Origin of the sequence: Salinispora pacifica DSM 45544 (assembly GCF_000378845.1) — a bacterium.
GTDB classification, from domain to species: Bacteria; Actinomycetota; Actinomycetes; order Mycobacteriales; family Micromonosporaceae; genus Micromonospora; species Micromonospora pacifica.
On sequence record NZ_KB905359.1, the window covers coordinates 1160334 to 1182413 of the forward strand.

17 protein-coding genes are annotated in these 22080 nt (G+C 70.4%); 2 read left to right on the plus strand and 15 right to left on the minus strand.

Annotation, left to right across the window (positions count from 1 at the left end; all coding sequences use genetic code 11):
• Positions 1-66 precede the first annotated feature (66 nt).
• The 8 genes from SALPAC3_RS0105205 to ruvC form a co-directional block, all read right to left on the minus strand.
• Positions 67-2526, minus strand: a complete 2460-nt coding sequence (locus SALPAC3_RS0105205; RefSeq protein WP_018220208.1) for a RelA/SpoT family protein — start codon at positions 2524-2526, stop codon at positions 67-69.
• Between the two features lie 193 nt (positions 2527-2719).
• Entirely contained in the window at positions 2720-3286 is a 567-nt protein-coding gene (locus tag SALPAC3_RS0105210; RefSeq protein ID WP_018220209.1) for an adenine phosphoribosyltransferase, read from the minus strand.
• A gap of 87 nt (positions 3287-3373) precedes the next feature.
• Positions 3374-4558 (minus strand): protein translocase subunit SecF, encoded by a 1185-nt coding sequence (gene secF / locus SALPAC3_RS0105215; protein ID WP_018220210.1) that lies wholly within the window; start codon positions 4556-4558, stop codon positions 3374-3376.
• A gap of 1 nt (position 4559) precedes the next feature.
• The gene (gene secD, locus SALPAC3_RS0105220) at positions 4560-6512 is read right to left on the minus strand and encodes a protein translocase subunit SecD (protein WP_018220211.1); all 1953 of its coding nucleotides are present in this window, start codon (positions 6510-6512) and stop codon (positions 4560-4562) included.
• A gap of 241 nt (positions 6513-6753) precedes the next feature.
• Positions 6754-7092 carry a preprotein translocase subunit YajC gene (gene yajC, locus SALPAC3_RS0105225; RefSeq protein WP_018220212.1) on the minus strand — a complete coding sequence of 113 codons (339 nt, stop codon included), beginning with the start codon at positions 7090-7092 and terminating at the stop codon, positions 6754-6756.
• Between the two features lie 144 nt (positions 7093-7236).
• Complete coding sequence (gene ruvB, locus SALPAC3_RS0105230) at positions 7237-8295, minus strand: Holliday junction branch migration DNA helicase RuvB (protein WP_018220213.1); 1059 nt, start codon at positions 8293-8295, stop codon at positions 7237-7239.
• A gap of 55 nt (positions 8296-8350) precedes the next feature.
• The gene (ruvA, locus tag SALPAC3_RS0105235) at positions 8351-8953 is read right to left on the minus strand and encodes a Holliday junction branch migration protein RuvA (RefSeq protein ID WP_018220214.1); all 603 of its coding nucleotides are present in this window, start codon (positions 8951-8953) and stop codon (positions 8351-8353) included.
• Positions 8950-9480 carry a crossover junction endodeoxyribonuclease RuvC gene (gene ruvC, locus SALPAC3_RS0105240; RefSeq protein WP_018220215.1) on the minus strand — a complete coding sequence of 177 codons (531 nt, stop codon included), beginning with the start codon at positions 9478-9480 and terminating at the stop codon, positions 8950-8952. Before ruvC ends, ruvA begins: the two co-directional genes overlap by 4 nt.
• A 225-nt stretch (positions 9481-9705) precedes the next feature.
• On the opposite strand from ruvC, the gene SALPAC3_RS0105245 reads away from it, so the two are divergent.
• On the plus strand, positions 9706-10488 hold the full coding sequence (locus SALPAC3_RS0105245; protein WP_018220216.1) for a 3-hydroxybutyrate dehydrogenase: 783 nt from the start codon (positions 9706-9708) through the stop codon (positions 10486-10488).
• A 14-nt stretch (positions 10489-10502) separates the two neighbouring features.
• Positions 10503-12422 carry a helix-turn-helix domain-containing protein gene (locus SALPAC3_RS0105250; protein ID WP_018220217.1) on the plus strand — a complete coding sequence of 640 codons (1920 nt, stop codon included), beginning with the start codon at positions 10503-10505 and terminating at the stop codon, positions 12420-12422.
• A gap of 84 nt (positions 12423-12506) precedes the next feature.
• Here SALPAC3_RS0105250 and SALPAC3_RS0105255 read toward each other — a convergent pair whose 3' ends face one another.
• The 7 genes from SALPAC3_RS0105255 to dnaE all read right to left on the minus strand — a co-directional run bounded on the left by SALPAC3_RS0105255 (position 12507) and on the right by dnaE (position 21968).
• Positions 12507-13520, minus strand: a complete 1014-nt coding sequence (locus SALPAC3_RS0105255) for a branched-chain amino acid ABC transporter permease (RefSeq protein WP_018220218.1) — start codon at positions 13518-13520, stop codon at positions 12507-12509.
• Entirely contained in the window at positions 13517-14398 is an 882-nt protein-coding gene (locus tag SALPAC3_RS0105260; protein WP_018220219.1) for a branched-chain amino acid ABC transporter permease, read from the minus strand. The genes SALPAC3_RS0105255 and SALPAC3_RS0105260 overlap by 4 nt, the downstream gene beginning before the upstream one ends.
• On the minus strand, positions 14395-15654 hold the full coding sequence (locus SALPAC3_RS0105265) for an ABC transporter substrate-binding protein (RefSeq protein WP_026185250.1): 1260 nt from the start codon (positions 15652-15654) through the stop codon (positions 14395-14397). Before SALPAC3_RS0105265 ends, SALPAC3_RS0105260 begins: the two co-directional genes overlap by 4 nt.
• A gap of 39 nt (positions 15655-15693) precedes the next feature.
• The gene (locus SALPAC3_RS0105270; protein ID WP_018220221.1) at positions 15694-16386 is read right to left on the minus strand and encodes an ABC transporter ATP-binding protein; all 693 of its coding nucleotides are present in this window, start codon (positions 16384-16386) and stop codon (positions 15694-15696) included.
• On the minus strand, positions 16373-17134 hold the full coding sequence (locus SALPAC3_RS0105275; protein WP_018220222.1) for an ABC transporter ATP-binding protein: 762 nt from the start codon (positions 17132-17134) through the stop codon (positions 16373-16375). Before SALPAC3_RS0105275 ends, SALPAC3_RS0105270 begins: the two co-directional genes overlap by 14 nt.
• A 177-nt stretch (positions 17135-17311) precedes the next feature.
• Positions 17312-18355: an aminotransferase class V-fold PLP-dependent enzyme gene (locus tag SALPAC3_RS0105280; protein ID WP_018220223.1), complete on the minus strand. Its 1044-nt coding sequence runs from the start codon at positions 18353-18355 to the stop codon at positions 17312-17314.
• 79 nt (positions 18356-18434) lie between these two features.
• Positions 18435-21968: a DNA polymerase III subunit alpha gene (dnaE, locus tag SALPAC3_RS0105285; protein WP_018220224.1), complete on the minus strand. Its 3534-nt coding sequence runs from the start codon at positions 21966-21968 to the stop codon at positions 18435-18437.
• Positions 21969-22080 lie beyond the last annotated feature (112 nt).

Genomic DNA, 22080 nt, shown 5'->3' on the forward strand with positions numbered 1-22080 from the left:
GCTGCGCCCCCGGCTCCTGCCGGGGGCGCTCGTCGTTGCCCGGGGGCGCCGCCCCTCCTGGTCGGGTCAGGAGCCGGAGGTAACCCGATAGGCGTCGAAGACACCGTCAACCTTGCGCACCGCGGCCAGCAGGTGCCCCAGATGCTTGGGGTCGGCCATCTCGAAGCTGAACCGGCTCACCGCCACCCGGTCCCGCGTGGTCGTCACGGTCGCCGAGAGGATGTTGACCCGCTCGTCGGAGAGGACCAGGCTCACGTCGGTGAGCAGCTTGTGCCGGTCGAGCGCCTCGACCTGGATGGCGACGAGGAAGGTGGACGCGCTGGTGAGCTTCCAGCCCACCTCCACGACCCGCTCCCCCTGTGCCTTGAGGTCCTCGGCGTTGGCGCAGTCGTCCCGGTGCACGCTCACTCCGCCGGAGCGGGTGACAAAGCCGAACACCGAATCCGGTGGGACCGGGGTGCAGCAGCGGGCCAGCTTAATCCACACATCGCTGACGCCCCGGACCACGACACCCGGGTCGTTGCTGCTGGCCCGGCTCCGCGGCGGGCGGGTGGCCACCGCGGTCTCGGCGATGTCCTCGACCGCGCCCTCCTCACCGCCGTAGGAGGCCATCAGCTTCTGTACCACCGACTGGGCGGAGACATGGCTGTCACCGACCGCCGCGTAGAGCGAGGCCACATCGGCCAGGTGGAGATCCCGGGCGATCGCCATCAGGTTGTCCGAGCTGAGCATCCGCTGCAGCGGCATGCCCTGCTTGCGCATCGCCTTGACGAGTGCGTCCTTGCCGGCCTCGATCGCCTCCTCGCGCCGCTCCTTGTTGAAGTACTGCCGGATCTTGGTGCGCGCCCGCGGGCTCTTGACAAACCCCAGCCAGTCCTGGGTCGGGCCGGCCGTCTCCGACTTCGAGGTGAAGATCTCGATCACATCACCGTTGGAGAGCGTCGACTCCAACGGCACCAGCTTGCCGTTGACCCGCGCCCCGATGCACTTGTGCCCCACCTCGGTATGCACCGTGTACGCGAAGTCCACCGGCGTTGACCCTGTCGGCAGCGGAAAGACGTCGCCCTTCGGGGTGAAGACGTACACCTCCTGGCTGGACAGGTCGAAGCGCAGCGCGTCCAGGAACTCGCTCGGGTCGGCCGCCTCCCGTTGCCAGTCCAGCAACTGCCGCAGCCAGGTCATCTCGTCGATGTGCGCCGGCGGGCCCACGACCTGGGTGCCCTTGTGTTCCTTGTACTTCCAGTGCGCGGCGATACCGAACTCGGCGGTACGGTGCATCGCGTACGTGCGGATCTGCATCTCCACCGGTTTGCCGGTGGGCCCGATCACCGTCGTGTGCAACGACTGGTACATGTTGAACTTCGGCATCGCGATGTAGTCCTTGAACCGGCCCGGCACCGGCTGCCAATTCGCGTGGATCACACCCAACGCCGCGTAGCAGTCCCGCACCGTGTCGACCAGGATCCGTACACCCACCAGGTCGTAGATGTCGTTGAAGTCCCGCCCCCGCACGATCATCTTCTGGTAGATCGAGTACAGGTGCTTCGGCCGGCCGGTCACCTCCGCCCTGATCTTGGCGGATTTCAGGTCGGTGCTGACCTTCCTGGTCACCTGCCGCAGCAGCGCCTCCCGCTGCGGCTGGTGCTCTCCGATCAGTCGGTTGATCTCCTCGTACCGCTTCGGAAAGAGGGTACCGAAGGCAAGATCCTCCAGCTCCCACTTGATCGTGTTCATACCCAGGCGATGCGCCAGGGGGGCCAGGATCTCCAGCGTCTCCTTGGACTTCTGCTCCTGCTTCGGCCGCGGCAGGAAGATCAGGGTACGCATGTTGTGCAGCCGGTCGGCCAGCTTGATCACCAGGACCCGTGGGTCCTTCGCCATGGCGACGACCATCTTGCGGATCGTCTCCGCCTTCGCCGCGTCGCCCAGCTTGACCTTGTCGAGCTTGGTCACCCCGTCCACCAGCAGCGCCACCTCGCCGCCGAAGTCGGCCCGCATCTGGTCCAGCGTGTACTCGGTGTCCTCGATCGTGTCGTGTAGCAGCGCCGCGACCAGCGTGGTGGTGTCCATGCCCAGATTGGCGAGGATGGTGGCCACCGCGAGCGGATGGGTGATGTAGGGATCGCCGGACTTACGGTACTGGCCGGAGTGCCAGCGGGCCGCAGTGTCGAAAGCGCGTTGCAACAGCCGCGCATCGGCCTTCGGGTGATTTTCCCGGTGACTTGAGATCAGCGGCTCCAGCACCTCGCTGACCTGCGACGACTGCCAGGGCGCGTTGAACCGGGCCAGCCGGGCCCGCACCCGGCGCCCGGTCGGCGCGCTGGAGAGGGCGAATCCGCCGCCGGGAGCGGTCTCGGACGCCAGATCGCCCCGCTTCGGAACGATCGCCTCCTCGTACCCCGGGTCCGCGCCGGTGCGGGGGGCGCCGGTCACTCCGGCACCGCTACCGGGGCCCGGCCCGGGGCGGGAGCCACCACTGCGGTCGGTCACCGAGCCGTCGCCTGTCGGGTGCACCGTGTCCTCCACCGGAGGGGCGACATCGTGAGACACCGGCCTCCTCACCGCTCGCCGGACGCGCCGGCCAGGCGGCCGACGTCTGATTCAACCGACCGCACCGGCCGGCGTTGGGTTTAGCAAATCGCAATGCTACCCGCACCCGGCGGGGTACCGCGTTCTCACCGACCCGGGCCCCGCTGGGGTAATCCGCCCGACAGACCGGTCAAACGGTCAGCAGGGCATGGACCGGGCGCGGCGCCAGCCGTTCGCGACCGCCCAGGAAACCCAACTCCAGCAGAACGCTGAAACCCGCCACCGTACCGCCGGCTCGCTCGACCAGGTCGAGGGTCGCCTCAGCGGTGCCGCCCGTGGCGAGGACGTCATCCACCACCAGCACCCGGTGCCCGGCCGTGAACGCGTCCTGGTGCACCTCCAGGGTGGCCGCACCGTATTCCAGCGCGTACGACGCCGAGTAGGCCACCCGGGGCAGCTTGCCCGCCTTGCGTACCGGCACCACACCGACGCCGGCCGCGTAGGCGATCGCTGCCGCGACCACGAACCCGCGGGCCTCGATCCCGACCACGGTGTCGAACGAGTCCCGCCCGTGGTGGCGCACGATGCCATCAATGATCTCGCGAAAGGTGTCCCCATCGGCGAAGAGCGGCATCAGGTCCTTGAACATCACCCCGGGCTTCGGAAAGTCCGGTACGTCCAACACCCGGCTGGCCACCAGTTCGGCCATCTCCCGGCCGCTGTCCCCCCGTACCACGGTGGTGTGGGTCTCTGTCACGCCGTTTCGCTCCCTTGTTCCGACGACGGCGCCCTTCCGGCCGCTCGCGCAGCCTGAAGGACGCCGTCGCTCCGCTTCACCGGCGCGTCAGCGCCGCTTGCCGCCCGGACGGTTGCCGCCACCGGCGGCTCGCCCACCGCGCGCCCCGGCCGGCCGCTTACCCGCCGGCCGCGCCCCCACCTTCGGCGCCGCACCGGCGAGGGCCGTCGCCTCCGGGTCGATCTCCTCGTCGGCGCTCTCCGTCGGCTGCGGCGCGTTCTTCGCCGAGCCCTCGCCGCGCTCCAGCGCGGCGCGGCGGGTCAGCACCCGCTTGTTGTGCGCCTGGATCCGCGGCTCCCGGTTCTTCAGCAGCACCAGCAGCGGGGTGGCCAGGGTGATCGAGGAGAAGAACGCCACCGCCATCCCGACGAACAGCACCAGACCGAGGTCCTTCAGGGTGCCCGCGCCGAAGAAGCCGGCACCGATGAAGAGCAGGCCACCGACCGGGAGCAGCGCCACGATCGAGGTGTTCAGCGACCGCATCAGGCTCTGGTTGATCGCCAGGTTGGCCGCCTCGCCGTACGTCTGGTTGTTGTTCGCGGTGATGCCGCGGGTATTTTCCTGGACCTTGTCGAAGACCACCACCACGTCGTAGAGGGCGAAGCCCAGGATGGTGAGGAAGCCGATCACGGTCGACGGGGTCACCTCGAAGCCGACCAGCGAGTAGATGCCGGCGCTGAGGACCAGGTTCATCAGCAGGGAGCTGACCGCACCGACCGCCATCCGCCACTCGAAGCGCAGCACCAGGTAGACCATCACCAGCACGAGGAAGATCACCAGACCGAGCACCGCCCGCTCGGTGACCTGGCTACCCCAGGCCTGGCTGACCTGCTCTCCACCGACGTCGCTGACCGGGAGGCCGAACTCCTGGGCTACCGCCGCCTTGACCGCGTTGGCCTGCTCCGCGCTGAGCTGCGAGGTACGCATCTCGTAGAAGTCGTCACCGGTACCGCCGACCTTCTGCGCGGTGACCACCTCCGCTCCGCCGCCCTCCGCGGCCAGCGCGGCGTCAACCGCCTCCTCGGCCTGCTCCAGGGTGCCGACGCTGGCGGGCACCTGGATCGAGTTGCCGCCAGCGAACTCGATTCCGAGGTCGAACCGGAGGAACGCGAAGCTCAGCACCGAGATCAGGGCCAGCGCCCCGGCGACGCTGAACCACACCCTGCGACGGCCGACAATGTCGAGACCGGCCTCACCACGGTAGAGGCGACTCGCGAGACCAGCACCGGCCATCTCAGGCCTCCTTCGAGCGCGGGTTGCGGGGCTGGGCCGGCTTGGCCCGGGCCGGCAACGCCCGGCCGAGGCCGCTGACCCGCGGGGACAGGAACGCCCGGGTGCGGGCGAACATCGTCATGATCGGGTGTCGGAAGAGGAAGACCACCACCAGGTCGAGGATCGTGGCGAGGCCCAACGCGAAGGCGAAGCCCTTGACCACGCCGACCGAGACGATGTACAGCACCACCGCGGACATCAGGGTGATCGCGTTGGCGGAGATGATCGTCCGCCGGGCGCGGACCCACGCCCGGGACACCGCGCTGCGCGGGCTGCGCCCCTCCCGGATCTCGTCCTTGAGCCGCTCGAAGTAGATGACGAAGGAGTCCGCCGCCACACCGAGTGAGACGATCATGCCGGCGATCCCGGCGAGGGTGAGGGTGAACCCGATCTGCCGGCCGAGGACCACCAACGCGCCGAAGACGAGCAGCGCGGAGAGGACGAGGCTCAGGAAGATCACGGAGCCGAGCAGTCGGTAGTAGAAGAACGAGTAGATGATCACCAGCAGCATGCCGATGCCGGCTGCGAGCAGGCCGGCCCGCAGGTGGCTGGCGCCCAGGGTCGCGGTGACGTTCTGCTGTGCCTGCGGCTCGAAGGTCACCGGCAGCGCGCCGTAGCGCAGCGTGCTCGCCAGGTCGCTGGCGTCCTGCTGGGTGAAGTTGCCGGTGATCTGTGAGTTGCTGGTCAACACGCCCAGGATCTCCGGCGAGGAGACGACCTCGTTGTCCAGCACGACGGCGACCCGGCAGTTGCCGCTGTCCCCGAGCGCGCTCGGGTCGCAGGCAGCGCCCTCGTTGTTGAACGCCTCGCGGGTCAGCGCGGTCCACTTCTCCTGGCCGGAGTTGGTGAAGTCCAGGCTGACCACCCACTGGCTGGTCTGGTCGAGCACGGCGTTGGCGTCGTTGATGTCGGTGCCGACGACCTTCGCCTGGTCGAGCAGGTACTTGATGCCGCCGAACTCACAGGCGACGACCTGCTGGTCAACGGCGGAGATCGACGCCGGCGGGCGGGCGTCGAGCTGGGCGCAGGTGATCTGCGGGACGTTGAACTGCACCTGGGCCGGCAGCACCGCGACCTCGCGGTCGGTCAGCGACGCGAACGGCTTGAGCTTTTCGACCAGCGACGGGTCGGTGGTCAGGTCGTTGGGCGACTGGAGCGCGTTCGCGGCCTCCCAGGCGGCCGCGCCGACCTTCTGCTCGACCGCCCTGCGCTGCTCCTCGACGCTGGCCGGGACCGGGGTCGCGCTGTCGCTCGCCGCCGGTGTCGCGCTGGGCGAGGAGGACGCGCTCGGCGTGGGCGTGACGCTGGGTGAGGCCGTGGGGGTCTCGGTCGGCGCCGCGGCACCACCGCCCGCACCGCCGGTCGGCGAGGCCGTGACCTGGACGCTGCTCGACGGGGTGGGGGAAGCGCTGCCGGTCGCGGACGGCGAGGCGGAGTCAGACGGCGCAGCGGAGTCAGACGGCGCAGCGGAACCGGACGGCGTGGCGGAGGGGGTGTCGGTCGGGCTCGGCGCCGGGTTCGCCGCCGCACCGCTACCGTCGGCTATCTGGAGCACCTTACGGAAGCGCAGCTCCGCGGCGCTGCCGACCTCGGTCAGGTCCCGGTTCTCGCCGGGAAGGGAGATCACGATGTTCCGGTCGCCCTCGGTGACGACCTCGGCCTCGGCAACCCCGAAGGCGTTGACCCGACTCTCGATGATCTGCCGGGCCTCCTCCAGGTTCTCCGCGGTCGGCGCCTGGCCGTCAACGGTGTTGGTCGCCTCCAGCGTCAGCCGGGTGCCGCCGACCAGGTCGAGACCGAGCTTGGGCTCAAGCCGGTCCTGCCAGCTACCGCTCGCGCCGCCGCCGAAGAAGACCAGAAGATAGAGGACCACGAAGATGGCCCCAAGCACGGCGAGCTGCCGCCCGGGGCGCATCTGTTTCTGAGGTGGTGCCACGGCTGTCCTGTCTCCCTGTAGGGTCACGCCGCCACGCGAGCGGCGGCTGTCGGCCGGGCGAACCGGCCGAAGCTATGTGGGGGTCGCCGCAGCGGCGCACGGGGCGCCGGCGCGGAACGCCACCACACCCTGCACCTACCGTGCGCGGCGTACCGACCCGATTGTCAAATTTTCGTCCAACTCATGCGCTGCCCGGGCCGCCGGCATGGCGGGCGGGGTGTCACTCCTTGACGGCGTCCGCGTCGTCAACCGCCGCCTCAGCGGGCTCCTCCGCCTTGGTGACGACCCGCGCGATCGCGGGACGGGCGTACCGGGTCTCCACACCGGGGGCGACCTCCAGCAGCACCGTCTCGTCGTCCATGCCGGTGACGGTGCCGTAGAGCCCGCCGATGGTGACGACCTCGTCACCATGCCCCAGCGAGGACTGCATGTTCGCCGCCTCTCGGCGCCGCTTCTGCTGCGGACGGATCATCATGAAGTACATGACTCCGAAGAGCAGGATGATCATAAGGATGGGCGTGAAGCCGCCGGCGCCGCCGCCATCTTGTGCCAAAAGCACGGTGGTAAAACCTTCCCATTGGCCCTCATACCGGCACGAGGGCACCGGGGTGAAGGCGATTTCTTACATCTGTACAGACCGCGGCGAGTCTAGTCGCTCCACCTGGGAACACCGAATGCGGCACAGATCACGTTCGCATCACGGCTAATCAGGCTCCACCGAGAACAGGTCACCCGCGGGAGGGGTATCCGTGCCAAATGTACCATTCGGTGGCGTACGCCCCAGATGGTGCCAGGCCGCCTCGGTGGCGACCCGCCCCCGCGGGGTACGGGCGAGGAGACCGGCCCGCACCAGGAACGGCTCACAGACCTCCTCCACCGTGTCCGGCTGCTCCCCCACCGCCACCGCCAGCGTGGACAGGCCGACCGGACCACCCCGAAACAGGTCCACGAGCGCGGTGAGCACCGCTCGGTCCAGCCGGTCCAGCCCCAACGCGTCCACGTCGTACACGGTCAAGGCCGCCTGCGCGGTCTCCCGGGTAACCACGCCGTCGGCCCGGACCTCGGCGAAGTCACGCACCCGGCGCAGCAGCCGGTTCGCGATCCGGGGAGTGCCCCGCGCGCGGCCGGAGATCTCGGCCGCACCATCGGCGGTGATCGGCACACCGAGGATGCGGGCCGAGCGGTTCAGCAGCCGTTCCAGGTCGGCCGGGGAGTAGAAGTCCAGGTGCGCGACGAAGCCGAACCGGTCGCGCATCGGGCCGGTCAGCAGCCCAGCCCGCGTGGTCGCCCCGACCAGGGTGAACGGCTCCACGTCCAGCGGGATCGCGGTCGCCCCGGGCCCCTTGCCCACCACCACGTCAACCCGGAAGTCCTCCATCGCGCTGTAGAGGAGCTCCTCCGCCGGCCGGGCGATCCGGTGCACCTCGTCGATGAAGAGCACATCCCCCTCGCCGAGACTGGTCAGGATGGCCGCCAGGTCACCGGAACGCTCGATCGCCGGGCCGCTGGTCACCCGGATGCTGGTGCCCAGCTCGGCGGCGACGATATTGGCCAGGCTGGTCTTACCCAGCCCGGGCGGGCCCGACAGGAGAATGTGATCGGGGGGGCTACCGCGGCGTAGCGCGCCCTGGAGCAGCAGGTCAAGCTGATCCCGGACCCGCTCCTGCGCGATGAACTCGGCCAGCCGGCGCGGCCGGACGCTGGCCTCCGCGTCCCGCTCGGCGTCGTTGACATACGCCGAAACCAGATTGTCACCCGTCATCCCGACTCCTCACCCGTGACCTGGATGCGGTCGCCCGACGCGCTCCGCCCACCCGTCATCGGGCTCGGCCCAGCAGTCGAATCGCCTGGCGGAGCAGGACCGGCACCGGGGGCACCTCCCCGTCCACCGTCTCCGCCACCGCGGCGACCGCCTGATCCGCCTGCGCCGCCGTCCAGCCGAGCCCGACCAGGGCCTGACGCACCTGCTCCGGCCAGTTGCCGGTCGTGACGCCGGCCGCGGCGTCGGCACCGACCGGGGCCGGACCGATCCGGTCGCGCAGCTCCAGCACGAGCCGCTCGGCGCCCTTCTTGCCGATCCCCGGCACCCGGGTCAAGGCGGCGATATCGGCGTTGGCGACGGCCGCCCGGACCGCCTCCGGCGCGTGCACCGCGAGGACGGCCTGGGCCAGTCGGGGGCCGACCCCGCTGGCCGTCTGCAAGAGCTCGAACAGGGCCTTGGCATCGTCGTCGGCGAACCCGTAGAGGGTCAACGAATCCTCCCGGACGACCAGGCTGGTGGCGAGGCGGGCCGACTGACCCACCCGCAGGTCGGCGATCGTGCCCGGCGCACACTGCACCGCCAGGCCCACCCCGCCGACCTCCACGACGGCGTGGTCGGGACCGGTCGCCGTCACCACCCCCCGGACACTGGCGATCATCGGCCTCCTCCTCCTCGTCGGGCCCGGTCGGCGGCGATCGCCAACTTCGAGCGAGTGCCACCGCGCCACACATGGCAGATGGCCAGGGCCAGGGCGTCGGCGGCATCCGCCGGGCGGGGCGGAGCGGAGAGCCGCAGCAGCCGCGTCACCATCGCGGTCATCTGGGCCTTGTCGGCCTGACCGGAGCCGGTCACCGCCGCCTTCACCTCGCTCGGAGTGTAGGTCTGCACCGGCAGGCCGGCCCGCGCCCCGGCCAGAACCGCGACCCCGCTGGCCTGCGCCGTGCCCATCACCGTGCGGACATTGTGCTGGCTGAACACCCGCTCGACAGCCACGCTGTCCGGCCGGTGCTCAGCCACCAGGGCGGTAAGCGAACGGTCCAGGGTCAGCAGGCGCAGCGGCAACTCGTCGTCGGGATCCGTGTGGACGACGTGGTAGGCCACCAACGTGCAGGGACGCCCCGGCACGCCCTCGACCACGCCGACCCCGCACCGGGTCAGCCCCGGGTCAACGCCGAGCACGCGCACGCCGCCTCCTCCCCGACCGCCAGCAGTACGTGTGTTCGACACCCTATCGAGATCGTCGGAGCCGCAGCCGGCGGGACACGCCGGAGCCCGACGGCGGTGCGGGCGCCGAGCCCGACGGCGGTGCCGGGATCCGCCCGATGTCGACTGCGACCACACAGCACCGACAACGAGTATGTGCCGCTACCCCATGTGCGCCTGACCGTACAGGTCGTAGTTTCATCCGCCATGACGGCAGATCCGAGGACGACCCCCCACGTCGTACAGGTCGATCTCAGCGGCCGCACCGCCCTGGTGACCGGAGGCGGCAGCGGCATCGGGCGGACGTGCGCGCGCCGACTCGGCGCCGCCGGCGCCGCCGTGGTCGTAGTGGACCGGGACCTCACCGCCGCCCGGACCGTCGCCGCCGAGGTGGGCGGCCGGGCCGTCGGTGCCGACCTGGCGGACCCGGAGACGGTCAACCGCCTCGACACCAAGGTCGACATCGTGGTCAACAATGCCGGGCTCCAACACGTCGCCCCGGTCCCGGAGCTCGCCATGGAACGCTTCGAATACCTACACCGGGTGATGGTCGAAGCCCCGTTCCTGGTCATCCGCCGGGCCCTGCCGCACATGTACGCCGCCGGCTGGGGACGCATCGTCAACATCTCCTCAGTGCACGGGCTGCGCGCCTCGCCGTACAAGGCGGCGTACGTCTCGGCGAAACACGCGTTGGAGGGTCTGTCCAAGGTAGTCGCGTTGGAGGGGGCCGCGCACGGTGTGACCGCCAACTGCGTCAACCCGGCGTACGTGCGCACCGCGCTGGTGCAGCGCCAGATCGCCGACCAGGCCGCCCGCCACGACATCCCGGAGTCCGAGGTCGTCGAGAAGATCATGCTGGGCCGGGCGGCCATCAAGCGGCTGCTCGAACCGGAGGAGGTGGCCGAGTTGGTGGCGTACCTGTGCTCACCACCGGCGGCGTTCATCACCGGCGCGTCCATCGCGCTCGATGGGGGGTGGACGGCGAACTAGGGCAGCGGCACACAATGGCCGTCATGTCCTCGCCGGTGGAGTTCCTGGAGCTACTCGTCCGCGAAGCCGCGGCGGTGGAGTTCGAGGGCCCGCTGGTGGCCGCGCGCGCCACCGGCGCACCCCCAGAGCGGCTGGCCGAGCTGGAACGGGCCAAGCAGGTCGCGCTGCGGGTGCGGGCGCTGCTGGAACGACGGCGACGCCGGGAAAGCGAGCTCTCCGGGCTGTACGACACCGTCAGCGACCTGGCCGGGCTCCGCGACCTGGACGACGTGCTGCGGGCGATCGCGCGCCGGGCCCGGCACCTACTCGACGCCGATGTCGCGTACATGACGCTCAACGACGACCGGCGCGGCGACACCTACATGCGGGTGACCGACGGCTCGGTGTCCGCCCGGTTCCAACGGCTACGGCTACCGATGGGCGCCGGCCTCGGTGGTCTGGTCGCCCAGTCCGGCGCCCCCTACGTCACCGCGAACTATCCGGCGGACGACCGGTTCCACCACACCCGCGAGATCGATGCCGGCGTCGGTGAGGAGGGCCTGGTGGCGATCCTCGGCGTGCCGCTGCGGCTGGGCTCGATCTCGATCGGCGTGCTCTACGCGGCCAACCGCTCGGCGCGCCCGTTCGCCCGGGAGGAGGTGGCCCTGCTGGCGTCGCTGGCCGCGCACGCCGCCGTCGCGATCGACACCGCTCGGTTGCTCACCGAGACCCGCTCCGCGTTGGCGGAGCTGTCGGCGGCCAACACCACCATCGGGGCGCACAGCGCGTCGGTAGAGCGCGCGGCGGCGGCCCACGACCGGATGACCGCGCTGGTGCTCCGCGGCGGCGGAGTGGAGGAGGTCGCCGCCGCCGTACCGGAAGTCCTGGGTGGGGCGCTACTGGCCCTGGACGCCGAGGGCCGGCTCCTGGCCCGGGTCGGTGCGATCGACGAACCGAGGCGGGCGGAGATCGTGGCGGCGGTGGCCGCGTCCCGGGCCGCCGGGCGCAGCGTGCGTCGCGGCCCACTCTGGTACGCCGCCGTGGTCGCCGGCGCCGAGAATCTGGGGGCGTTGGTGCTTCGCCCGGACGACGAGTTGGTCGACGCCGACCAGCAGATCCTGGAGCGGGCCGCCCTGGTCACCGCGCTGCTGTTGTTGTTTCGGCGGACGGTCGCCGAGGCGGAGGGGCGGGTCCGCGGTGAACTCCTCGACGACCTGATCGCCGACCCGCCACGGGACACCGACGCGCTCCGCGACCGGGCCCGCCGACTCGACGTGGACGTGGACACCGCGCAGCTGCTGGTCTGCGTGCACGACGGCGCGGTCGCCGCGACGGACTCGGCCCGGCAACGGACCCTCTCCTGGGCCAGCACCTACGCCGGCACCCGCGGCGGGCTGGCCGCGGCCCGGGACGGGAAGGTGGTGCTGATGCTGCCCGGCTCGGACGCGGGCGCCGCCGCCCGCGCGGTGGCGCGGGACCTGTCCCGGCTGACCGGTCGTCGGGTGACCGCCGGCGGCGCTGGTCCCGCCACCGGTCCGGCCGCACTGGCAGCGGCGTTCCGCGAGGCGGAGCGCTGCCTGACCGCGCTCGGCGCGCTCGGGCGGGCCGGGGAGGGCGCCAGTGCGGACGAGCTGGGCTTCGTCGGTCTGCTGCTGGGCGCGGTCGATATCGGCGGCGACCGCGATGTCTCCCGGTTCCTGGCAGCCACCGTGGGGCCCGTGCTCGACTACGACGCTCGCCGGGGCACCGCCCTGGTGCGGACCCTGGAGGCGTACTTCGCGGCGGGGAGCAGCCTGACCCGCGCCGCGGAGCAGCTACACGTGCACGTGAACACGGTCACCCAACGGCTGGAGCGGGTCGGTCATCTCCTCGGCGTCGACTGGCAGCAGCCGGAGCGCGTGCTCGAGGTGCAGCTCGCACTCCGGCTCCACCGCCTCCGCCAACCGCCCGGCTGAGGCACTCCGGTTGAGCCCCGCCCGGGTTGAGCCAGCCCGATCGGGTCCCCTCCGGCTGAGCCCGCGCGCGGCCGGCGGCCGAAGTCAGTCCCGGCGCCCCCACCAGCGCCGGGCCAACGCGGACGCGGTGCCCCAGATGCCCCGCCGGAACAGCAGCACCACCACGACGAAGATGCCGCCGGTGACCAGCCCGATCGCCTCGAAGCCGGAGAACGACAGCCAATCCTCCAGGCGGACCACGATGCCGGCGCCGAGCACGCCACCCCAGAGGGTGCCGATGCCGCCGAGGACCACCACGATCACCGCCTTGCCGGAGGTGGTCCAGTGCAGGACCTCCAGCGAGACGAAGCGATGGCTGACGGCGAAGAGCCCACCGCCGAGGCCGGCGACGAAGCCGGAGAGCACAAAGACGGTGAGCTTGTACCGGTGCACCGGGTAGCCGAGCGCCCGGGCGCGCGCCGGGTTGTCCCGGATCCCGACCAGCACCCGACCGAACGGCGAGTGGACGATCCGCCAGGCGGCGGCCAGACCGAGCAGCACGATCGGCAGGATCGCGTAGTAGAAGTAGTAGTCGTCGGTCAGGTCCAGCCCGAACAACTCCCGCGGCACCCCCTGCAGGCCGTTCTCGCCCCGGGTCACCGACCGCCACTCGTTGGCGACGTAGTAGACCAGCTGCGCGAAGGCCAGGGTGACCATGGCGAAGTAGATTCCGGTTCGCCGTACCGCCAGGTAGCCGATCGGCACCGCGAGCACCGCCGCGGCGAGCGCCCCGGCCAGCACCGCAGCCGGAAACGGCAGGCCCAGGTGGATCGCCACCAGACCGGTCGCGTACGCCGACACGCCCCAGAAGGCCGCGTGCCCGAAGGACAACAAGCCGGTGAAGCCCAGCAACAGGTCCACCGCGACGGCGAAGAGCGCCCAGCAGAGGATGTCCACCGCCACCGCCGGGTACAGGCCGTTCGGCAGCCAGAGCGCCACCGCCAGGCCGGCGACGAGCAGCGCGTGCCGGACCCACCCGGGGGCCCGGGCCGCCGCGACCAGCCCACTGGGCGCCCCCCGCCCGGCCGGCTCGGACCTGCTCTCCACGGTGCTCGTCATGCTGGCGCCTCCGCCCGGCCGAAGAGTCCGGCCGGGCGCCAGAGCAGCACGGCGGCCATCACGATGAAGACGATCGTCTGGGCCACGATCGGGAAGGCGGAGAGGTAGGCCTCGGCCCACGCCTGCACCATCCCGATCCCGAAGCCGGCGGCGACCGAGCCGAAGATCGACCCCAACCCACCGATCACCACCACCGCGAACACCACAATGATCAGGTCCGCTCCCATCAGCGGGTTGACCGCCCGCATCGGCGCGGCGAGCACCCCGGCCAGCCCGGCCAGCGCGATGCCGAAGCCGAAGACCGGGGTGATCCAGCGCCCGACGTTGATGCCGAGCGCCCGGGTCAGCTCCGGCCGCTCCGTCGCGGCGCGAACGACCATGCCGACCCGGGTACGGGCCAGCGCCCACCACACCCCGACGCAGACCGCCACCGCGAAACCGAGGATGAAGACCCGGTACGTCGGGAAGTCGAAGAGCCCGAGGTCGACCGAACCACGGAGCCCGGCCGGCATCTCGTACGGGCTGGACTGCACCCCGTACCGGAGCTTCACCAGGTCCTGCAGGATCAGCGTGAGGCCGAAGGTGAGCAGGAAGTTGTAGAGCGGGTCGAGCCGGGTGAGCCGGTGGACGAACGCCCGCTCCAGCGCCATGCCGAGCAGCGCCAGGGCCAGCGGCACGACCACCAGGGCGACCCAGAACGGCACCCCCGCCTCGGCCAGCAGCACGTACGCGCCGAAGGCGCCGAGCATGTAGAAGGCGCCGTGGGCGAAGTTCACCACCCGCAGCATCCCGAAGATGACCGCGAGGCCGAGCGCGAGCAGGGCGTAGAACGCCCCGCTGACCAGCCCGTTGAAGGTGCTCTGGAGAAAGGCGGTCACAGCGTGCAGTCTGGGGACGGGGCTCGGAACGCCTCCTCAGCCGGGATGGTGTCGAGGATCCGGACGTAGTCCCACTCCTCGGTGACCTCGGACTGCGGCTTCACCTGGGCCAGGTAGGCGTCGTGGATCACCCGGTGGTCCGCCGCGCGGATCTTGCCGTTACGCAGGAAGACGTCGTTGATCTCCTTGCCCTCCAGCTCGGCGACGATCGTGTCGGCGTCGTCGGTGCCGGCCGCCTGCACCGCCTCCAGGTACTGGGTGGCGGCGGAGTAGTTCGCCGCGTGCGCGAACGACGGCCGGGTGCCGGTCTCCTGCTGGAAGCGGTCGGCGAACTCCCGGTTCTGCTGGTCGAAGTTCCAGTACCAGGCGTCGGTGTAGGTGGTGCCGGCCAAGGCCGCCGGGGTGAGCGAGTGAATGTCGGTGATGAACATCAGGCCGACGGCCAGACCCACGCCCTTGTCGCGCAGCTCGAACTCGTTGTACTGCTTCACCACGTTGACGAGTTCCGCCCCGGCCTGCATGGTGCCGAGGACGTCCGGCTTCGGGTCCAGCGTCGCCGCCTTGAGCAGGTAGCTGGAGTAGTCGCCGCTGGTGTTCGGGAACGGCGCCCCGTCCTTGCCGACCACCCGCCCACCGGCGTCGGCGATGGCCGCGGAGAAGCTCTTCTCCATGTCCTGACCGAAGGCGTAGTTCGGGTAGAGGAGGTACCAGTTCCGGCCGACCTGCTCGGTGGTGGTCCGGCCCGTGCCGTTGGCCAACATGTACGTGTCGTACGCGTAGTGGAAGGTGTATTTGTTGCAGCTTTTGCCGGTGAGGTCGGTGGTCGCCGCGCTGATGTTGAAGTAGAGCCTGCGCTTCTCCTTCGCCACGTCGGCGACCCGCAGCGCCGCCGACGAGGTGGGCACGTCCAGGATCAGGTCGACCCCCTGCCGGTCGTACATCTCCTGGGCCTTGCTGTTCGCCAGGTCCGGCTTGTTCTGGTGGTCCGCGCTGCGCACGCTGATGTCCGTGGTGACCGCCCGGTCGCCGTACTTCGCCTGGAAGTCGGCGATCGCCAGCTCCACGGCCGTGACCGAGTTTCGGCCCGACAGCTCGGAGTAGGCACCGGACTGGTCGTTGAGGACGCCCAGCACGATCGCGCCACCGGTCACCTTCTCGTCCCCATCAGATTGGGGACCCCCACCACCGCAGCCGGCGACCACGAGCGCCGTGGCCGTTGCCGCCGCGACCAAACCCACCGTCCTACGCATGACCATCCCTTCGTCCGCGCACCGCGCGGGATCGGTCCTGAGCTCTCAGATGCCGAGGTAAGACAGCAGTTCGCGTTCCCGCGACCGCACCTCGGAGTTCTCCATCGCCGCCGTGACGCGCCCCTCGGCCAGCAGGTAGTGCCGGTCGGCGACGCTGGTGGCGAAGCGCAGGTTCTGCTCCACCAGCAGCACCGTCACCCCGTGCCGCTTGGCTTCCCGCAGCAGGTCACCGACCTGCTGTACGAGCAGCGGCGCCAGCCCTTCGGTCGGTTCGTCGCAGAGCAGCACGCGGGCGCCCATCCGCAGGACCCGGGCCAGCGCCAGCATCTGTTGCTCGCCGCCGGAGAGCGTCGTGGCGGCCGAGTTGCGCCGCTGGTAGAGGGCGGGGAACGCCTCGTACACCCGCTCCAGCGACCACGGGTCGGGCCCAACGGTGGGCGGCAGGGTCAGATTCTCGGTCACGGTTAGGGTGGCGTAGCTACCCCGATCGTCGGGGACCCAACCGAGTCCCAGCCGGGCCCGCCGGTCGGCCGACAGGTTGCCGAGCGCTGTCCCGCTCAGCTCGACGGTGCCCCGCCAGCCGGGGTGCAGGCCCATGACGCAGCGCAGCAGGGTCGACTTGCCGGCGCCGTTGCGGCCCACCAGGGTGACCACCTCGCCGGGTTCCACGTGGAGGCCGGCGTCTCGCAGCACCTGCGCCTCGCCGTACCAGGCGGAGAGGTTCTCAATGCGCAGCATCGGCTGCTCCCAGATAGGCAGTGATCACCCGTTCGTCGGCGCGAACCTGTTCGTACGGGCCTTCGACGAGGACCCGGCCGGCCTGCAGGACGGTGACGGTGTCGGCGAGCCGCCCGACGACGCTCATGTTGTGCTCGACCAGCACCACGGTTCGGCCCTGCCGGACCTGGGCGATCAGCTCGACGGTGCGGTCGACGTCCTCCAGCCCCATACCCGCGGTCGGCTCGTCCAGCAGCAGCACCTTCGGGTCCAGGGCGAGGGCGATCGCCAGCTCCAGGGCGCGCTTACGGCCGTAGGCGAGCGCCTCGGCGGGAACCGCCGCCAGCTCGGCCAGGCCGACCATCTCCAGCAGTTCGTCGGCCCGCTCGGTGTAGCGCCGCATCAGCTTCGCCGACCGCCAGAACCGCCAGCCCAGCCCGCTCGGACTCTGCAACGCCAACTCGACATGTTCCCGGGTGGACAGCTGCGGAAAGAGGCTGGTGATCTGGAAGGAGCGGGCGATGCCCCGGCGGGCGACCTGCTCCGCCGGCAGGCCGGTGATGTCCCGTCCCGCCAGCTCGATCCGGCCAGCGGTGGGCGGCAGGAAGCCGGTGAGCAGGTTGAACAGGGTCGTCTTGCCCGCACCGTTCGGGCCGACGAGCGCGTGCACGCTGCCTTCGGCCACCACCAGGTCGATGCCGTCGACGGCACGGAAGCCCCGGAAGTCGCGGGTCAGCCCGTGGGCCGACAGGAGGCCTTGCCCGGCCATCGCCACCCCTCTCCCCGGCCTGGCGACGGACACAGGTGGTGACTGGGGTCACAGGTCCGTCGGGTGTGCAGGAAACCTACGGCCGTAGATCGAGGAGAGGCTATGTTGCTGGACACCACATTCCGACACCCGGATGCGTGGCCGAACGACGCCCGGAACGCCGGATGCTCGGGGCGGTCAGCCGGTCAACGCGGTGAGGGCGCGATCGACGTCGTCCTCGGTGGAGTAGATGTGAAACGAGACCCGGACCCGGCCGGCGCGTACCGCCGCCCGTAGGCCGGCGCGCTCCAGCCGCGACTGCGCCTCCGGCACCTCGACGGTGGTGATCGCGCTGTCACCGGGCGGTAGCCCCAGGCCGGCGCGGAATCGGTTGGCCAGCGCCACGTTGTGCGCGTGGATCGCCGGCACCCCCACCTGCAGCAGCAGCTCCAGGGCGGGAGCCGCGCCGAGGTAGCTGAACCAGGCCGGGGCGATGTCGAAGCGGCGGGCGCCGTCGGCGAGGCGCAGCGGCGGACCGTACAGGGATGTCAGTGGGTCGGCTCCGGCGTACCAGCCGGCGGCGTCGGGGCGCATCCGGTCCCGCAGCTCGGGGGCGTAGTACGCCAGGGCGGTCCCCTTCGGGGCCAGCAGCCACTTGTACGCGGCGACGACGACCACATCCGCGAGCGCGGCGTCGAACGGGAGCCAACCGCAGGCCTGGGTGGCGTCAACCGCCACCAGGGCGCCGTGTGCCCGGGCCGCGGCGACGATGTCCGCGTACCGGGCCACCGTGCCGTCGGCGGACTGCACCAGGCTGAACGCGACCAGGTCGGTGTCGGCGTCGATCGCGTCCACGAGCCCCGTCAGCGGCACGGTGCGCACCCGGACGCCCCGCTGTTCCTGGGCCAGCCAGGGAAAGAGGTTGGAGGTGAACTCGACCTCGGGGACCAGCACGGTCGCGCCCGCCGGCAGCGCCGCGGCCACCGGCGCGAACAGCTGCGACGCCGCGCTGCCGATCGCCACATCCCGTTCGGGGACCCCGACCAGACGCGCGAACGCGGCCCGGGTGCGCGTCTGGGCCTCGTCCCAGCCCTCCCCTGTCACACCCATGTTCCCCGTGCGCCAGCCGGCGAGCGCCTCCTGCAACGCCGTCCACGCCGGGTCGGGCGGCAGCCCGTAGCTGGCGGTGTTCAGCCAGCCCTCATGGGGCTGCCACAGCTGCTGTGCCTGCTCGATCCGCATGGCACCGACGCTAGCGACCGGGCCCGCCGCCACAGAGGACCAATTCGGAACAGGCGGCCCGGTACCGGTCCGGTCAAGGTCAACCCACGTTGGCCGGGCCCAGGACGCTCTTCAGGTCGGCCATCAGGGCGGTCGTCGGTGCCACCCGGAACGGGCCGAGGCGCAGCCGGGTCACCTTGCTGCCGTTGAGGAGCTTGACGTGCACCTCCGCGTCGCCCGGGTGCAGCACCAGGGTCTCCTTGAGCCGCTCCACCAACGGTGGAGTGCAGCGGGTCACCGGGATGGTGAGGGTGACCGGCTTGTTGGCCGAGTTGCTGCTGACATCCGGAATCGACATGTCCATGGCCATGATCCGCGGGGTGTCGTCCCGGCGGTCGACCCGCCCCTTGACCACCACGATCGCGTCCTCGGCGATGTACTCCCCGATCACCTCGTAGGTGTTGGGGAAGAACAGCGTCTCCACCCCGCCGGCGAGGTCCTCCAGCGTCGCCGACGCCCACGCCCGGCCCTGCTTGGTGACCCGGCGCTGCACCCCGGAGAGGATGCCCGCGAGGGTCACCACCGTCCCGTCGGGGACGGTGCCCTCCTCGGAGAGGGCCGCGATGGTGGTGTCGGCCGCCGCGCCGAGCACATGCTCCAGCCCGAACAGTGGATGGTCGGAGACGTAGAGGCCGAGCATCTCGCGCTCGAAGGCGAGCTTCTCCCGCTTGTCCCACTCCCCCTCGGCGATGACCGGCATCACCGTGGTGCTCTGTCCGGCGTCGGTGTCGGCGAACCCGGCGCCGAAGAGGTCGTACTGCCCGACGGCCTCCTTGCGCTTGACGTCGGCGTACGCGTCGATGGCGTCGGCGTGCACCGTGAGCAGGCCCCGGCGGGAATGGTTGAGCGAGTCGAACGCCCCAGCCTTGATCAGGGATTCAATGGTCTTCTTGTTGCAGACGACCGCCTCCACCTTGGCGAGGAAGTCGTAGAAGTCGGCGTAGGCGCCCTTCTCCCCCCGGCAGCGCATGATCGCGGTGACCACGTTCGCGCCGACGTTGCGGATCGCGGCCAGGCCGAACCGGATGTCCCGGCCGACCGGGGTGAACGGCCCGGCCGAGGTGTTCACATCCGGCGGGAGCACCTGGATGCCCATCCGGCGGCACTCCGACAGGTAGAGCGCCATCTTGTCCTTGTCGTCCCCCACCGAGGTGAGCAACGCCGCCATGTACTCGGCCGGATAGTTCGCCTTGAGGTAGCCGGTCCAGTACGAGACCAGGCCGTACCCGGCGGTGTGGGCCTTGTTGAACGCGTAGTCGGCGAAGGGGACGAGGATGTCCCACAGGGTCTGGATGGCCTCGTCGGAGTAGCCGTTGCCGCGCATGCCGTCGCGGAACGGCACGAACTCCTTGTCGAGGACCTCCTTCTTCTTCTTACCCATCGCCCGGCGCAGCAGGTCGGCCTTACCGAGGCTGTAGCCGGCGAGGACCTGGGCGGCGCGCTGCACCTGCTCCTGGTAGACGATCAGGCCGTAGGTGGGGCCGAGGATCTCCTCCAGTGGCTCGGCCAGCTCGGGGTGGATCGGGGTGATCTCCTGGAGGCCGTTCTTGCGCAGCGCGTAGTTGGTGTGGGAGTTGGCGCCCATCGGGCCCGGCCGGTACAGCGCCAGAACGGCGGAGATGTCCTCGAAGTTGTCCGGCTTCATCGTCCGCAGCAGCGACCGCATCGGCCCGCCGTCGAGCTGGAACACGCCGAGGGTGTCGCCCCGGGACAGCAACTCGTAGGTCGGTTTGTCGTCCAGCGGCAGCTGGAGCAGGTCGACGGTGCGCCCGTGGTTGCTCTCGATGTTCTTCAGCGCGTCGTCGATGATGGTCAGGTTGCGCAGGCCGAGGAAGTCCATCTTCAGCAGCCCGAGCGACTCGCAGGTCGGGTAGTCGAACTGCGTGATGATCGCCCCGTCGGCGTCCCGGCGCATCAGCGGGATGTGGTCGACGATCGGCTCGGCGGACATGATGACCCCGGCGGCGTGCACCCCCGTCTGCCGGATCAGCCCCTCGATCCCGCGCGCCGTGTCGATGACCTTCTTGACGTCCGGGTCGGACTCGTAGAGACCACGGATCTCGCCGGCCTCCGCGTACCGGGAGTGCTTCGGGTCGAAGATGCCGGTCAGCGGGATGTCCTTGCCCATCACCGCCGGCGGCATCGCCTTGGTGATCCGGTCGCCGACCGCGTACGGGTAGCCGAGCACCCGCGCCGAGTCCTTGATCGCAGCCTTCGCCTTGATCGTGCCGAAGGTCGCGATCTGGGCTACCTTGTCCTCGCCCCACTTCTCCGTGACGTATTTGATCACCTCACCGCGCCGACGCTCGTCGAAGTCGATGTCGACATCCGGCATCGAGACCCGCTCGGGATTGAGGAACCGCTCGAAGATCAGACCGTGCGGCAACGGGTCCAGGTCGGTGATGCCGAGGGCGTACGCGACGAGCGAACCGGCGGCCGAACCGCGGCCCGGCCCCACCGCGATTCCCTCACCCTTGGCCCACTGGATGAAGTCGGCCACCACGAGGAAGTAGGACGGGAACCCCATCTGGATGATGACGCCCAGCTCATATTCGGCCTGCTTGACGTGGGCCTCCGGGACGCCGTTCGGGAAGCGACGGGCGAGCCCCTTGAACGTCTCCTTGCGGAACCAGGACTCGTCGGTCTCCCCCTCCGGCACCGGGAAGACCGGCATCAGGTTCCGGAAGTCGAACATCCCGGCCGGGTCGACCATCTCCGCGACCAGCAGGGTGTTCCGGCAGCCCGCGAGCCACAGGTCGGAGGAGTCGACGGCGCGCATCTCGTCGGCGGACTTGATGTAGTAGCCGCTGCCGTCGAAGCGGAACCGGTTCGGATCGGCCACGTTCGCCGCGGTCTGCACGCAGAGCAGCACGTCGTGCGCCTCGGACTGCGCCTGGTAGGTGTAGTGCGAGTCGTTGGTAACCACCGGCGGGATATCCAGCTTGTGGGAGATCTCCGTCAGCTCCTGGCGGACCCGGCGTTCGATGTCGATGCCATGGTCCATCACCTCCAGGAAGAAGTTTTCCTTGCCGAAGATGTCCTGATATCTCGCGGCGGCCTTCAGCGCCTCGTCGAACTGGTCCAGCCGGAGCCGGGTCTGCACCTCGCCGGAGGGGCAGCCGGTGGTGGCGATCAACCCCTCGGCGTGCTCGGCGAGGAGCTCCGCGTCCATCCGCGGCCACTTGACGAAAAACCCCTCGGTGAAGGAGCGGCTGGTCAGCTTGAACAGGTTGTGCAGACCGACCTTGTTCTTCGCCCAGATGGTCATGTGGGTGTAACCACCGCTGCCGGAGACGTCGTCGCTCTTCTGCTCCGGCCGCCCCCAACGTACCCGCTTCTTGTGGAACCGCGACTCCGGCGCGACGTACGCCTCGATCCCCAGGATCGGTTTGACGCCGGCCGCCGTCGCCTGCTTGTAGAAATCGTTCGCGCCGTGCATGTTGCCGTGGTCGGTCATCGCCACGGCGGGCATCCCCTGCCGGTTGACCTCGGCGAACAAGTCCTTCAGCCGGGCCGCACCATCGAGCATCGAATACTCAGTGTGCACGTGCAGATGCGCGAACGAATCGCCCATGCGTGGCCCCCCGGGTCGCTTCATGGGTGGTGAGAAGAACGGTCGGCCCACCCTATCCCTGGCCGCCGACACAGCTCCAGCGAGCCGCGCGGGGCGCCCGCCCGGGGGCGGG

Excerpts from the sequence above, each read along its gene's own strand:
- secF (WP_018220210.1), bottom strand. The coding sequence starts at position 4,558 with ATGGCCGGTGCTGGTCTCGCGAGTCGCCTCTACCGTGGTGAGGCCGGT.
- secD (WP_018220211.1), bottom strand. The coding sequence starts at position 6,512 with ATGCGCCCCGGGCGGCAGCTCGCCGTGCTTGGGGCCATCTTCGTGGTC.
- ruvB (WP_018220213.1), bottom strand. The coding sequence starts at position 8,295 with ATGACGGGTGACAATCTGGTTTCGGCGTATGTCAACGACGCCGAGCGG.
- ruvA (WP_018220214.1), bottom strand. The coding sequence starts at position 8,953 with ATGATCGCCAGTGTCCGGGGGGTGGTGACGGCGACCGGTCCCGACCAC.
- SALPAC3_RS0105245 (WP_018220216.1), top strand. The coding sequence starts at position 9,706 with ATGACGGCAGATCCGAGGACGACCCCCCACGTCGTACAGGTCGATCTC.
- SALPAC3_RS0105250 (WP_018220217.1), top strand. The coding sequence starts at position 10,503 with ATGGCCGTCATGTCCTCGCCGGTGGAGTTCCTGGAGCTACTCGTCCGC.
- SALPAC3_RS0105255 (WP_018220218.1), bottom strand. The coding sequence starts at position 13,520 with ATGACGAGCACCGTGGAGAGCAGGTCCGAGCCGGCCGGGCGGGGGGCG.
- SALPAC3_RS0105265 (WP_026185250.1), bottom strand. The coding sequence starts at position 15,654 with ATGGTCATGCGTAGGACGGTGGGTTTGGTCGCGGCGGCAACGGCCACG.
- SALPAC3_RS0105270 (WP_018220221.1), bottom strand. The coding sequence starts at position 16,386 with ATGCTGCGCATTGAGAACCTCTCCGCCTGGTACGGCGAGGCGCAGGTG.
- SALPAC3_RS0105275 (WP_018220222.1), bottom strand. The coding sequence starts at position 17,134 with ATGGCCGGGCAAGGCCTCCTGTCGGCCCACGGGCTGACCCGCGACTTC.
- SALPAC3_RS0105280 (WP_018220223.1), bottom strand. The coding sequence starts at position 18,355 with ATGCGGATCGAGCAGGCACAGCAGCTGTGGCAGCCCCATGAGGGCTGG.
- dnaE (WP_018220224.1), bottom strand. The coding sequence starts at position 21,968 with ATGGGCGATTCGTTCGCGCATCTGCACGTGCACACTGAGTATTCGATG.